14 protein-coding genes are annotated in these 12,362 nt (G+C 69.8%); 11 read left to right on the top strand and 3 right to left on the bottom strand.

Features of this window, described 5'->3' with window-relative positions:
- Positions 1 to 45: 45 nt before the first annotated feature.
- The 3 genes from AB0F91_RS03150 to AB0F91_RS03140 all read left to right on the top strand — a co-directional run bounded on the left by AB0F91_RS03150 (position 46) and on the right by AB0F91_RS03140 (position 2,222).
- Complete coding sequence (locus AB0F91_RS03150; protein WP_220244087.1) at positions 46 to 276, top strand: exodeoxyribonuclease VII small subunit; 231 nt, start codon at positions 46 to 48, stop codon at positions 274 to 276.
- A gap of 88 nt (positions 277 to 364) precedes the next feature.
- Positions 365 to 1,420, top strand: a complete 1,056-nt coding sequence (gene glpX / locus AB0F91_RS03145; protein WP_360594265.1) for a class II fructose-bisphosphatase — start codon at positions 365 to 367, stop codon at positions 1,418 to 1,420.
- Between the two features lie 76 nt (positions 1,421 to 1,496).
- The gene (locus AB0F91_RS03140) at positions 1,497 to 2,222 is read left to right on the top strand and encodes a serine protease (protein WP_360595126.1); all 726 of its coding nucleotides are present in this window, start codon (positions 1,497 to 1,499) and stop codon (positions 2,220 to 2,222) included.
- 1 nt (position 2,223) lies between these two features.
- On the opposite strand, the gene AB0F91_RS03135 is transcribed toward AB0F91_RS03140, so the two are convergent.
- Positions 2,224 to 3,195 carry an NAD(P)/FAD-dependent oxidoreductase gene (locus tag AB0F91_RS03135; RefSeq protein WP_360594263.1) on the bottom strand — a complete coding sequence of 324 codons (972 nt, stop codon included), beginning with the start codon at positions 3,193 to 3,195 and terminating at the stop codon, positions 2,224 to 2,226.
- 147 nt (positions 3,196 to 3,342) lie between these two features.
- Here AB0F91_RS03135 and AB0F91_RS03130 point away from each other — a divergent pair, with 147 nt between their 5' ends.
- From AB0F91_RS03130 to AB0F91_RS03110, 5 genes are all read left to right on the top strand, one after another.
- Entirely contained in the window at positions 3,343 to 4,740 is a 1,398-nt protein-coding gene (locus tag AB0F91_RS03130) for a class II fumarate hydratase (protein ID WP_360594262.1), read from the top strand.
- Positions 4,741 to 4,994: 254 nt separating this feature from the next.
- On the top strand, positions 4,995 to 5,285 hold the full coding sequence (locus AB0F91_RS03125) for an FmdB family zinc ribbon protein (RefSeq protein WP_360594260.1): 291 nt from the start codon (positions 4,995 to 4,997) through the stop codon (positions 5,283 to 5,285).
- A gap of 175 nt (positions 5,286 to 5,460) precedes the next feature.
- Positions 5,461 to 6,714 carry a formamidase gene (gene fmdA / locus AB0F91_RS03120; protein ID WP_360594259.1) on the top strand — a complete coding sequence of 418 codons (1,254 nt, stop codon included), beginning with the start codon at positions 5,461 to 5,463 and terminating at the stop codon, positions 6,712 to 6,714.
- Positions 6,715 to 6,809: 95 nt separating this feature from the next.
- Positions 6,810 to 7,970 carry an urea transporter gene (locus tag AB0F91_RS03115; protein WP_360594257.1) on the top strand — a complete coding sequence of 387 codons (1,161 nt, stop codon included), beginning with the start codon at positions 6,810 to 6,812 and terminating at the stop codon, positions 7,968 to 7,970.
- Between the two features lie 389 nt (positions 7,971 to 8,359).
- The gene (locus tag AB0F91_RS03110; RefSeq protein ID WP_360594256.1) at positions 8,360 to 9,166 is read left to right on the top strand and encodes an alpha/beta hydrolase; all 807 of its coding nucleotides are present in this window, start codon (positions 8,360 to 8,362) and stop codon (positions 9,164 to 9,166) included.
- A gap of 98 nt (positions 9,167 to 9,264) precedes the next feature.
- On the opposite strand, the gene AB0F91_RS03105 is transcribed toward AB0F91_RS03110, so the two are convergent.
- Entirely contained in the window at positions 9,265 to 9,645 is a 381-nt protein-coding gene (locus AB0F91_RS03105) for a hypothetical protein (RefSeq protein ID WP_360594254.1), read from the bottom strand.
- Between the two features lie 99 nt (positions 9,646 to 9,744).
- Entirely contained in the window at positions 9,745 to 10,011 is a 267-nt protein-coding gene (locus tag AB0F91_RS03100) for a helix-turn-helix transcriptional regulator (RefSeq protein WP_360594252.1), read from the bottom strand.
- A 97-nt stretch (positions 10,012 to 10,108) separates the two neighbouring features.
- Here AB0F91_RS03100 and AB0F91_RS03095 point away from each other — a divergent pair, with 97 nt between their 5' ends.
- Genes AB0F91_RS03095 through AB0F91_RS03085 form a run of 3 tightly spaced genes read left to right on the top strand, consistent with a single transcriptional unit; the run spans position 10,109 to position 12,281 of the window.
- Positions 10,109 to 10,324: an NAD(P)H-dependent oxidoreductase gene (locus AB0F91_RS03095; RefSeq protein ID WP_360594250.1), complete on the top strand. Its 216-nt coding sequence runs from the start codon at positions 10,109 to 10,111 to the stop codon at positions 10,322 to 10,324.
- Positions 10,325 to 10,332: 8 nt separating this feature from the next.
- Positions 10,333 to 10,719 carry an NAD(P)H-dependent oxidoreductase gene (locus AB0F91_RS03090; RefSeq protein WP_360594249.1) on the top strand — a complete coding sequence of 129 codons (387 nt, stop codon included), beginning with the start codon at positions 10,333 to 10,335 and terminating at the stop codon, positions 10,717 to 10,719.
- A 38-nt stretch (positions 10,720 to 10,757) separates the two neighbouring features.
- Positions 10,758 to 12,281, top strand: a complete 1,524-nt coding sequence (locus tag AB0F91_RS03085) for an ATP-dependent DNA ligase (RefSeq protein WP_360594248.1) — start codon at positions 10,758 to 10,760, stop codon at positions 12,279 to 12,281.
- Positions 12,282 to 12,362 lie beyond the last annotated feature (81 nt).

The following is a 12,362-nucleotide window of genomic DNA, read 5'->3' as shown; positions in this document are numbered from 1 at the left end:
GTGGCCGGACAGCCCTGTGCATCGGAACATCGGAGAGCGTCGAGCGTGAGCGAAGCAGGCAGCGAAACCGCCGGACTCGGTTACGAGCAGGCGCGCGACCGGCTGGTCGAGGTGGTCAGGGAGCTCGAAGCCGGCGGACTCAGCCTGGAACAGTCGCTGGCGTTGTGGGAAAAGGGCGAAGAGCTCGCCAAGGTCTGCGAACGCCACCTGGAGGGCGCGCGCGAGCGGATCGAGGCCGCGCTGGCGTCCGTGGAGAACTCCGACGACGCACAGTGATGTGCACCATGCGCGCCTGAATCGTTCAGGTGACGCGATCATCTGAGACACTGTTCTCCCGCCGAATTCCGCGATCCGGGAGGCCCGCATGAGCACCGCCAGTGACCCACGTCGCGAAGCACCCGACCGCAACCTCGCCATGGAGCTGGTCCGCGTGACCGAAGCCGCGGCGATGGCCGCCGGCCGCTGGGTCGGCCGCGGCGACAAGATCGGGGGCGACGGAGCCGCCGTCGACGCGATGCGCCAGCTCGTCTCCACCGTCTCGATGCGTGGTGTGGTCGTGATCGGGGAAGGCGAGAAGGACGAAGCCCCCATGCTGTTCAACGGCGAGGAGGTGGGCAACGGCGACGGTCCCGACTGCGACGTCGCGGTCGACCCCGTCGACGGCACCACCTTGATGGCCAAGGGCATGCCCAACGCGCTGGCCGTGCTGGCCGTGGCCGAACGCGGGGCGATGTTCGACCCGTCGGCCGTGTTCTACATGGAGAAGCTGGCCGTCGGGCCCGACGCCGCGGGCAAGGTGGACCTGGCCGCGCCGATCGCGGAGAACATCCGCCGCGTGGCGAAGGCCAAGAACTCGAGCGTCGGCGACGTGACCGTGTGCGTGCTCGACCGGCCGCGCCACGAGCAGATCATCAAGGAGATCCGGGAAGCGGGCGCGCGCATCCGGTTCATCTCCGACGGCGACGTCGCGGGCGCCATCGCCGCGGCCCGCCCGACGACCGGTGTCGACATGTTGATCGGCATCGGCGGCACGCCGGAAGGCATCATCGCCGCGTGCGCGATGAAGTGCCTCGGCGGTGAGCTGCAGGGCCGGCTGTGGCCGAAGGACGAGGTCGAGCGCGAGAAGGCCCTGGCCGCCGGCCACGACCTCGACCGCGTGCTCACCAACGACGACCTCGTGCGCGGCGACAACGTCTTTTTCTGCGCCACCGGCGTCACCGACGGCGACCTGCTGCGCGGCGTGCACTATCGCGCCGGCGGCGCCACGACGCAGTCGATCGTGATGCGGTCCAAGTCCGGCACCGTCAGAATGATCGACGGTTACCACCGGCTGGAGAAGCTGCGGGCCTACTCGTCCGTGAACTTCGACGGCAACCTCGACGTACGCGAGGACGAAGACGTCGTCCCGCCCCTGCCCTGACCCGCTCATCCGGACCACTAGGAGTCGCCAGGTGCCCAAGCGGTTGTTCGCGCTGCTGCTCACGTTCGTAGCCGCAGTGGCATTGACCGCAACGGCGCTCACCGCCGGCAGCGCGTCCGCCGGGCCGGCCATCGTCGGGGGGACCGGCGCGGACGAGCCCTACCCGTTCACGGTGTCGATGCACACCGAATCGGGCACGCTCTTCTGCGCCGGCTCGCTGATCGCCCCCACGTGGGTGGTCACCGCCGCCCACTGCGTGTCCGGAAAGGACCCGGCGACGCTCACGTTCCGCTTGGGCACCAACGAAAACGCGTCCGGCGGCGAAACGGTCCAGTCGGCTGAAATCGTGCTCAACCCGCACTTCAACGCCTCGACGCAGACGGGCGACATCGCGCTCGTCCGCCTCGCCGCGCCCGCGAAGACGGCGCCGATCGCCGTCGGAGCCGCCGCCGCGCCGGGCACCCCGACCCGCGTGCTGGGCTGGGGCCAGACCTGCGCCACGTCCGGCTGCGGCGACCCCGTGCCGACGTTGCAGCAGCTCGACACGCACCTCGTCGAGGGCACCAAGTGCACGTCGTCCTTCGACGGCACGACCGAGCTCTGCACCGACAACCCCTCCGGCAAGGCCGGCTCCTGCTACGGCGACTCGGGCGGCCCCGAACTCACCCGAGACGGCGACCACTGGACGCTCATCGGGGTGACCAGCCGCCCCGGCAACGGCTCCCCGACGTGCGCGACGGCCCCGTCGATCTACACCTCGGTGGTCGCGTACGCACCGTGGATCTCGTCGAAGACCGGCTGAGTCACTCGGCGTTGCTGGAGTGGCCCGGGAACAGGTGCGCCTCCGGGTCGAGAGCCACCGCGATGTTGTTCACCGCCGTCGCCGCTTCGCCGAAGCCCGTGGCGATGAGCTTCACCTTGCCCGGGTAGTGAGCCACGTCCCCGGCCGCGTACACGCGCGGGCGGGCCGTCGCCATCGTCGAGTCGACCGCGATGGCGCGGTGGTCGATCTCCAGGCCCCAGCTCTCGATCGGCCCCAGATCGGCCGTGAACCCCAGCGCGGCGACCACGGCGTTGGCGGGCAGCGTCAGGTCCTCGCCACCCTTCACCGACACCTCGACACCCTGCAGTTCGCCCGAAGGGGACGCGACGAACCGCGTCACCTCGGCATCGGTGACCAGCGGCACGCCCAGCTCCCGCACCTGCCGCACGATCGACTCGGCCGCGCGGAACTTCCCGCGCCGGTGCACCAGCGTCACGCTGGCCGCCACCGGGTGCAGCGCCAGGCACCAGTCGAACGCCGAGTCGCCGCCGCCGACCACGACCACGTGCTGCCCGGCGTGGACCTGCAGCGACGGCACGAAGTGCACCATCCCGCGGCCCAGCCAGCCGTCGCCCGCGGGCAACGGGCGGGGCGTGAACTCGCCGATCCCGGCCGTGATCAGCACGGCTCCAGCGCTCAGCACGTCGCCACCGTCGAGGGTCAGCTCGACGCGGTCTCCCGCTGTTTCCAGCTTCTCGGCCTTGCGGCCCAGCAGGTACGCCGGGTTCCACGGCGCGGCCTGGGCGACGAGACCCTGCACCAGGTCACGGCCGCGGACGGCCGCGAAGCCGCCCACGTCGTAGATCATCTTCTCGGGGTACATCGCGGTGACCTGGCCGCCTGGCTCCGGCAGGGAATCCACCACAGCCATGGAAAGGCCGCGGAATCCCGCGTAGTAGGCGGCGAACAGCCCGGTGGGCCCAGCGCCGATGATCACGAGGTCGTAGTCCATTCAGCTCGCTCCAGCCAGTGGTGGTTGGCGGTGATCGAGAACACACCCATCCTAGTGCGATCCGACGGGTGAAATACCGGATGAAGCGCGACCGAGGTGGGCGACGCCACCCCGCCGCAAGCGCGAAACAGGGCCAGAATCGGGGGTATGGCAGAACAGGAATACCGGATCGAACACGACACGATGGGTGAGGTCCGCGTCCCGGTCGACGCGCTCTACCGCGCGCAGACGCAGCGTGCCGTGGAGAACTTCCCCGTCTCCGGCCGCGGTCTCGAGCGCGCTCAGATCCGCGCGCTGGGCCTGTTGAAGGCCGCCGCCGCGCGCGTGAACCAGAAGCTGGGCGTGCTGGACGCCGACGTCGCCGAGGCCATCGCCGCGGCCGCCGACGGCGTCGCCGAGGGCAAGTACGACGACCAGTTCCCGATCGACGTCTTCCAGACCGGCTCGGGCACGTCGTCGAACATGAACGCCAACGAGGTCATCGCAACGCTCGCCACGCGCGCCCTTGGCCGCGACGTGCACCCGAACGACCACGTCAACGCCTCACAGTCGTCCAACGACACGTTCCCGACGACCATCCACGTGGCCGCCACGGAAGCCGTGCTCACCGACGTCATCCCGGCCCTGGAGCACCTCGCCGGCGCGATCGAGGCGCGCGCACAAGAGTGGGCCGACGTCGTGAAGTCCGGCCGCACGCACCTGATGGACGCCGTGCCGATCACGCTGGGCCAGGAAGCCGGCGCGTGGGCCGCGCAGATCCGCTTCGGCATCGAGCGCCTGCAGTCCGGCATCGCGCGCCTGGGCGAGCTGCCCATCGGTGGCACCGCAGTCGGCTCCGGTCTCAACGCCCCCGACGGCTTCGGCGCGGCCGTCTCCGCGGAACTGGCCGCGCTCACCGGCCTGCCGCTCACGGAGGCCCGCAACCACTTCGAGGCGCAGGCGACGCAGGACAGCGTGGTCGAGACGTCCGGCCACCTGCGCACCGTCGCCGTGTCCCTCAACAAGATCGCGAACGACCTGCGCTGGCTCGGTTCCGGCCCGCGCACCGGCCTCGCCGAACTGGCCCTGCCGGATCTCCAGCCGGGCTCCTCGATCATGCCGGGCAAGGTCAACCCGGTCATCCCGGAGGCGACGCTGCAGGTCGTGGCCCAGGTCGTCGGCAACGACGCCGCCGTCGCCTTCGCCGGGGCGGCCGGCAACTTCCAGCTCAACGTGAACCTGCCCGTCATCGCCCGCAATGTCCTCGAGTCGGCCCGCCTGCTGGCCGCCGTCTCGCGCCTGCTGGCGGACAAGGTCTTCAACGGCGTTACGGCGAACGTCGATCGCGCCCGCCAGTACGCCGAGGGCTCGCCGTCCATCGTCACGCCGCTCAACAAATACCTCGGCTACGAAGCCGCGGCGGCTGTCGCGAAGCAGGCGCTCAAGGAGCTCAAGACCATCCGCGAGGTCGTCATCGAACGCGGCTTCGTCAAGGACGGCAAGCTCACCGAGGCTCAACTGGACGAGGCGCTCGACGTGCTGCGGATGGCCCGCGGCGGCAAGTAGGGATCTTTTTTACGACGCACGGCCCGCTTCCCGGCTCTTCCGGAAGCGGGCCGTGCGTCTTTTCACCGCGCCGGCCGGCCCGTCACCGCAAGTGGACAAGGTGTACCTCTGCGCACAAATTCATTGCGGCGTACGGCTTCATTGTGTCCGAATCGCCAGGCTGGTAACGTCGTTGCCCGCTCTGAATTTCCTTTTCTGTGGCGCGGTTTGATCAATTCCGCTGCGAAGGAAGAGGAAGCAGTTGGGAGGCTGCGATGGCGACGTACCAATATCGATGCGACCGGGACGGTGTCTTCGAGGTGCGCCTGCCGATGGGGACGGCCCTCCCCAGCACGCAGTGTCCGGCCTGCGGTGGCGAAGCGGCCCGGAACTACTGCGCGCCGATGCTGTCACTGGCACCACGTGAGCTGGTCACAGCCATCGACCGGACGGAGAAAACTCGCGACGAGCCGGCCGTGGTGTCCGCGGTACCTCCCGCTCAAGGCCGGTCGCGCGGTCCGGCGACGACATCGAACCCCGCCCTGCGACATCTGCCGAGACCGTAGCCGAACGCGGCCCAGCCTGCGCCCCGCCGGGCAATGGCCCGCTCGCTGGGCCGGCGAAGAACAATTTTGCGGCTGATGCCCGGGATGCTCTGCGGAGCCGCCACGCTCCGCGTTGCGGAGGTGCGCAGCACGCACGTTGCCGGGTCGGTCACCCACCAAGCCGTCGGGAGATACCATGCCGCAAGTCGTTTTCTCACTCGATTCCACAAAGAAATTCACCGAACAAGAAATTGTCGGCCACAACCGGTGGCACGGGGACATTCCCGCCCAGGTTCAGGTCAAGCCGGGAGACTCGTTCCGCGTCGACTGCCGCGAATGGTTCGACGGCGCGATCCACAACGACGATTCGGCCGAAGACGTGCTGAACGCACCGCTGCCCACCGTGCACGTGCTCAGTGGGCCGATCGCGGTCGAGGGCGCGCAGCCGGGTGACCTCCTCATCGTCGACATCCTCGACGTCGGCCCTATCCCCCAAGAGGATTCGGGGCCGCTGGCCGGCCAGGGCTGGGGCTACACCGGTGTCTTCGCCACCAAGAACGGCGGCGGTTTCCTCACGGAGTGGTTCCCCGACGCGTACAAGGTGGTCTGGGACTTCATGGGTGGGATCGCCACCTCGCGGCACATCCCGGGGGTCTCCTACACCGGCATCGTGCACCCCGGGTTGATGGGCACGGCTCCTTCCGGTGCGCTGCTCGCCAAGTGGAACGCGCGCGAGCAGGCTTTGATCGACACCGATCCGGACCGGGTGCCACCGCTGGCGCTGCCCCCACTGCCGGAGCACGCGGTCCTCGGCAGCCTCACCGGTGCCGAGTTCGACCGGGTCGCGGCCGAGGCCGCGCGCACGGCGCCGCCGCGGGAGAACGGCGGGAACCAGGACATCAAGAACTTCACCAAGGGAACCCGGGTGTTCTACCCGGTTTTCGTCGACGGCGCGAAACTCTCGATGGGCGACCTGCACTTCTCGCAGGGCGACGGCGAGATCACGTTCTGCGGCGCCATCGAGATGGGTGGGTTCATGGACCTGCACGTCGACCTGATCAAGGGCGGCATGGAGACCTACGGCGTCTCCGAGAACGCGATCTTCATGCCGGGCAACGTCGAGCCTCTGTACAGCCAGTGGCTCGCGTTCTCCGGCACCTCGGTCACGCTCGACGGAGTGCAGCACTACCTCGACTCGCACCTGTCGTACCAGCGCGCCTGCTTGCACGCGATCGACTACCTGCAGAAGTTCGGCTACAGCGCGATCCAGGCGTACATGATCCTGGGCTCGGCGCCGATCGAGGGCAGGCTTTCGGGCGTGGTCGACATCCCGAACTCCTGCTCCACCGTGTATCTGCCCACAGCGATCTTCGACATCGACGTGCGTCCTTCGGCTTCCGGCCCGGCGCAGGTCGAACAGGGAATGAGCGTGCCGACGGCGAGCTTCTGACGCCTGGACCGGCTTGGTGACCCGGGCGGGAGGCAGGCGGCCTCCCGCCCGGTCCGGCACGTCGAGACAGCACACATCCGCCGGAGGAGGCGGTCATGACGACAGCACCACCAGAACGCGGCCACCACGGACCGTGGCGATGGATCAACGGCACCATGCCCGAGGTCGACGAGAGGGCGCTGAAGGTGCCCGTGATCGGGTTCATCGAATACTGCCTGCGCGGCATTGGGCAGGTGGTGTTCATGAACAGCCCGATCACGGGCGCGTTCATCCTGCTGGCCACCTGGCTTCAGGAACCGTGGCTCGGGTTCGGCGCCACGGTCGGGGTGGTGGCCTCGACGCTGGCCGCATTGGCACTGGGGTTCGACCGCGACGCGATCCACGCGGGTCTCTACGGGTTCAACGGCGTGCTCACCGGCCTCGGGCTCGCGCTGTTCCTCTCACCCGAGTGGGACGGGATCGTCATTCTGTGGATCATCCTGCTGAGCGGGGTGTCTTCGATCCTGATGGCCGCGCTGGCGGCAACGTTCGGCGGCTCGTGGGGCGTGCCGCCGTTCACCCTGGCCTTCAACATCACCACGCTGCTGTTCCTGATCACCGCACTGCACATCACGCGCGGGCGCCTCGGTGAGGCGATCGCACCGGCGGCACCCGAGGTGAACGGGCCCGCTGTGCGGACGTCACTGCGGGCGAGCGCCGACGCGGTCGGCAACACCGACGTGGTGGCCGTGATCAACGCGATCTTCCGCGGCATCGGCCAGCTGTTCTTCTGCAACAGCCTTCTCGCCGGTGTGCTGATCATCGTCGGGATCGCGTTCTGCTCCCGGATCGCGGCGGTCTTCGCCCTGGTCGGCTCGGCGGTCGGGATGCTGACCGGCATGGCCCTCGGCGCCGACGGCGTGCTGATCTACAACGGGCTGTGGGGCTTCAACTCGTTCGACGCCGCGCTGGCGATCGCCGGCGTGTTCTACGTGTTGACCTGGCGCTCGGCCATTCTCGGTGTCCTGTGCGCGATCTTCACGGCCTTGCTCTTCGGAGCCATCGGGTCGATCTTCGTGCCGTGGGGCCTGCCCGCGCTCACCCTGCCGTTCTGCTTCGGCACGCTGACGTTCGTGCTGCTGAAGGACACTTCGAAGTACTTCGAGTGGGTGCCGCCCGCGAAGGTTGTCACGCCTGAAGAGCACCTGCGGCGCTCGCACCAGGAGCACGCCATGGCGGCGTCCGGTAACCCGCAGCGGCAACGCGACACCGCATGACTTGCCCGGTCACGCGACCGAAGGACTGTCGTGGCGAAAGTACTTGTGTGCTCTACGACGACCCGGTCGACGGCTACGACCTCGGCGAGCGTGATCCCGTGGCCGATCGCGGCGGCATGCTCGACGTGGTCCGAGCCGATCCCCGCCGTGATCGCGTGCTCCCGACGTGCAGTCGCTGGTGCGGGTGTGCGACGTCGTCACGATCAACGCCCCGTGGCACCTCCCGAAACCGAGAACCTGTTCGACGACAGCCTGGACGTGTGGTTCCCGCAGCCCGCACCACGGGACCACGATGCGGCGCCACGGCACGACCCCGCACACGTCCGGTACCACGAGGTCGGCGCAGGCCGACAAGCATTCCTCCAGCTTGAAGAGGGAGCCCCGGCCTGGTGAAGAGTGCGGCTGACACGGATCTCGACGTTGCCGACCACGGCACCGGCGAACCCCTGCTGCTGATCCACGGAGGCGGGGCGAGCGAGGAAATGCTGCCCCTGCGCCGCGAGCCGGAGCTCGCCGGCCGCTACCGGCTGATCTCGTTCCGGCGCAGGGACTACCGACGGAACACGGGTGACGCGCCGGTCTCCGTCGGGCGGCATGCCGAGGACTGCCGGCTGGTGCTCGACTGGTGTGGCGTCGACAAGGCCCACGTGCTGGGAAAGTCCTCAGGCGGGCTCATCGCACTGCAATTCGCCGTCGACGAGCCCGCACGGGTCCAGACCCTGTGCCTGCTCGAACCCGCACTGCTTTCGGTGCCGGATGGCGCCGCGTTCTTCGCCGCGCTGGAACCGGTGCTCGAGATCTACCGGGCCGGCGATCCGGTGGCGGCAGTGGACGCGTTCTTCACGGCCGTGTGGGGCTCAGGATGGAAGGCGGAGTACGAAAAAGCCGTGCCCGGCGGGCCTCGGCTGGCGGAGCAGGCCGCGGCCACGATGTTCGAGTCGGAGCTGCCCGCGGTGCAGAGCTGGGACTTCGGTGCGGACCAGGCGACGACGATCGGGCAACCGGTCCTCTACGTCCTCGGGTCGGAAAGCCTCCCCCTGTTCGCGCAGGGCCGTGACCTGGTGCACGACTGGCTCCCGCAGACCGAAGACGTCACGTTGCCCGGGCTCAACCATCTGCTCCAGGTTCGCGATCCGGCCGGCGTCGCCAGAGCGCTGGCCGGTTTCCTGGGCCGCCATCCCCTCCCCGCGCGGTGATCGAGCGCGCCGGAACCGTCAAGAGATGACCCGAAGCCGCCCGGTCGTCTTCCTGCCGGGGAGCTCCGCGACGACCTGAGCCGTTTTTTCGTCCGCCGTCAGGAAGACGACCAACTGCTGCCCGTCCTCCGCGAGTTCCATCGTCTCCCGGCGCAGCCGCAACGAACGCCCACCGGGTGGTTCGACCGCAGCACCCCGCGTGGTGGCACGACGCCCGAGCTGACACTGCTGGTGAACTCCGGGCCGGTGACGGGCGCGAGGTCCGCCGTGAGCCACTCCCCGTTCTCGACCGCGGGCCCCAGCCACAAGTCGAACGCCCGCTCGTCGGCGACCTCGGCCCGGCCGGCGAAGAACGCGCGGGCGCGGGGGCCGGTGAAGACGTAGCCGGTGAGGTTCGGAGCTTCGGCCTCGAGCAGGCCGGTTCCACTCGTCACCAAGCGGCTGGCGTGGGTGAGAAGGTTACCCAGCCGGTTGGTCACCACGGCGTTGCCGGGCTCGAGGAGCCGGAGGGTCTGGAGGACCGAGGCACGTATGTCCCGCCGCGCGGGTGCGGGCCGTGCACTCGCCGCCGGTGATCTTCATGAGGTAGCGCAGGTGGGTGCGTTCGGCGGGGCCGAGGCTGAGCGCGCCGGCGAGGGCGTGCACCACCGCAGGGACGGGTTGCGGTCGCGGCCCTGCTCGATGCGCGTCAGGTTTTCGACGCTGATGCCGGCCCGCGCGGCGAGGTCCGATCGCCGCAGTCCGGGCGAGCGGCGACGGCCGCGCGAAGGCAGGCCCAGCGTCTCCGGCTGGGTGCTGTCGCGCTTGGCCCGGACGAAGTCCCCCCAGGAGCGTCCCCAGGTCACCGGACATAAGCCGGTTCGGGCGCGCTCAGCGTGGCCGTGGCGGGCCGGCCTGAGCGCGGTCGGGTTGCCACCTCGGCCGGAGCGCACTGTGGTGACCATGGCGAACAGACTCGTGATCATCATCAGCAGCGTCCGCGACGGCCGGTTCGGCCCGGCCGTCGCCTCGTGGGTGGCCGAGCGGGCCCGGGAGCGGGGCGGGTTCGAGGCCGAGGTCGTCGACCTGGCGGACGTCGAGATCCCGCTGTCGCTGCCCGCGGCGTCCCCAAGTACGCCGGCGACAGCTACCCACGCTCCGCCGGGCTGGCGGTGCTGACGTCGGCGTTGGAGGGCACGGACGCCTTCCTCGTCGTCACCCCCGAGTACAACCACGGCTATCCCACGTCGCTGAAAGCGGCCATCGACTGGCACTTCACGCAGTGGACGGCGATGCCCGTCGCGTTCGTCAGCTACGGCGGCGTGGCCGGCGGGCGGCACGCGGTGCTGCACCTGGAGAACGTGCTGACCGAGCTGCACGCGGTGACCATCCGCGACGGCCTGGCCTTCCCGAACTACTTCACCGCGTGGGAGAACGGCCGGCCGCTCGACGCCCAGCTCGGCGAATACGCGAAACCGCTGCTCGACCAACTCGCCTGGTGGGCGGGCGCGCTGCGGTCGGCGCGGGAGGCCGAGCCGCACCCGGCCTGCCGTCTTCGCAGGTCAGGGCCATGATCTGCGAAAATGTCGGTGCTTCGGGTCATGATGGTCGGGTGTTGCTCACCGAGATCGTCACCGCGTCCGCCGAGCTGGCGGCCACCCGGTCGAGGAAGGCGAAGATCGCCACCCTCGCCGCGGTGCTGCGCGCCGCCGAGACGGCCGAGCTGCCGGCCGTGATCGCGTACCTCACGGGGCAGACGGCGCAGGACCGGCTGGGCGCGGGGTGGCGCACGCTCGCGGAGCTGGCCGTCGAGCCGGCCCCGGAGCCGTCCGTCGAGGTGCGGGAGGTCGACGAGGCGCTCACGGAGGTCGCGGCGGCTTCGGGGGCGGGGTCGGTCAAACGCCGGGCCGAGGTGCTCACGGCGTTGTTCACGCGGCTCACTCGCGGTGAGCAGGAGTTTCTTTTCCGGCTGGTCGCCGGAGAGCTGCGGCAGGGCGCGCTGGAGGGCGTGATGGTCGACGCCGTCGCGGCGGCGGCCGAGGTGGCCGCCGCGGACGTGCGGCGGGCGTTCATGTTGTCCGGCAAGCTTTCCGTCACGGGCTACGCGGCGATGACGGGCGGCGCGGCGCGGCTGGCCGAATTCCGGCTCACGCTGGGGCGCCCCATCAAGCCGATGCTCGCGTCGCCCGCGGAGTCGCTCGACGAGGCGGTGGCGGAACACGAGCACGCGATCGTCGAGTACAAAATGGACGGTGCACGCATCCAGGTTCACCGCCAGGGCGCGGAAGTGCACGTGTACACGCGCACGTTGCGGGAGATCACGGCCAGCGTCTCCGAGCTGGTGGACCTCGTGCGGGCGCTGCCGTGCGAGTCGGTGGTGCTCGACGGCGAGACGCTCGCGCTCACCGACGACGGCCGGCCGAGGCCGTTCCAGGAGACGATGAGCCGCTTCGGCAGCACACGCGAGGAACAGGTGCGAGCCCTGCTGCTGCGGCCGTACTTCTTCGACTGCCTGCACCTCGACGGCGTGGACCTGCTCGACGCGCCGCTGTCGGAACGCAACGCGGCGCTGCGGAAGGTCGCGGGCGCGCACGTGATCCCCGGCGACGTGGAGCCGGCCGACGCGGCGGCGGTGCTCGACGCGGCGATGGCGGGCGGCCACGAGGGCGTGATGGTGAAGGACCTGGCGTCGCCGTACGCGGCGGGGCGCCGGGGCCGGGCGTGGCTGAAGGTGAAGCCGGTGCACACCATCGACCTCGTCGTGCTCGCGGTGGAGTGGGGCCACGGGCGGCGCACGGGCACGCTGTCCAACCTGCACCTCGGCGCGCGCGACCCGGACGGCGGGCCGCCGATCATGGTGGGCAAGACGTTCAAGGGCCTGACCGACGAGCTGCTGGCGTGGCAGACGAAGCGGTTCCAGGAGATCGAGACCCACCGCGACAGCTACACCGTGTACGTGCGGCCCGAGGTCGTCGTCGAGATCGAGCTCGACGGGGCGCAGATCAGCACGCGCTACCCCGGCGGGCTGGCGCTGCGGTTCGCACGCGTGGTGCGGTACCGCCCGGACAAGGAGGCGGCCGACGCCGACACGATCGACACCGTGCGCGGTCTCCTGCGGGGTGATCGGGCCGAATGACATCCGGACACCACTGGCCAAATCCCCCGGCGGGGGCCGAAAGGCCAGACGAAAGTCGATGTTGCGCCCTCCGGCGATGCA

The organism is Amycolatopsis sp. NPDC023774 (assembly GCF_040639695.1).
GTDB lineage: Bacteria > Actinomycetota > Actinomycetes > Mycobacteriales > Pseudonocardiaceae > Amycolatopsis.
Note: the sequence above shows the minus strand (reverse complement) of the source record. Positions and strands in the feature narration are given on the sequence as shown.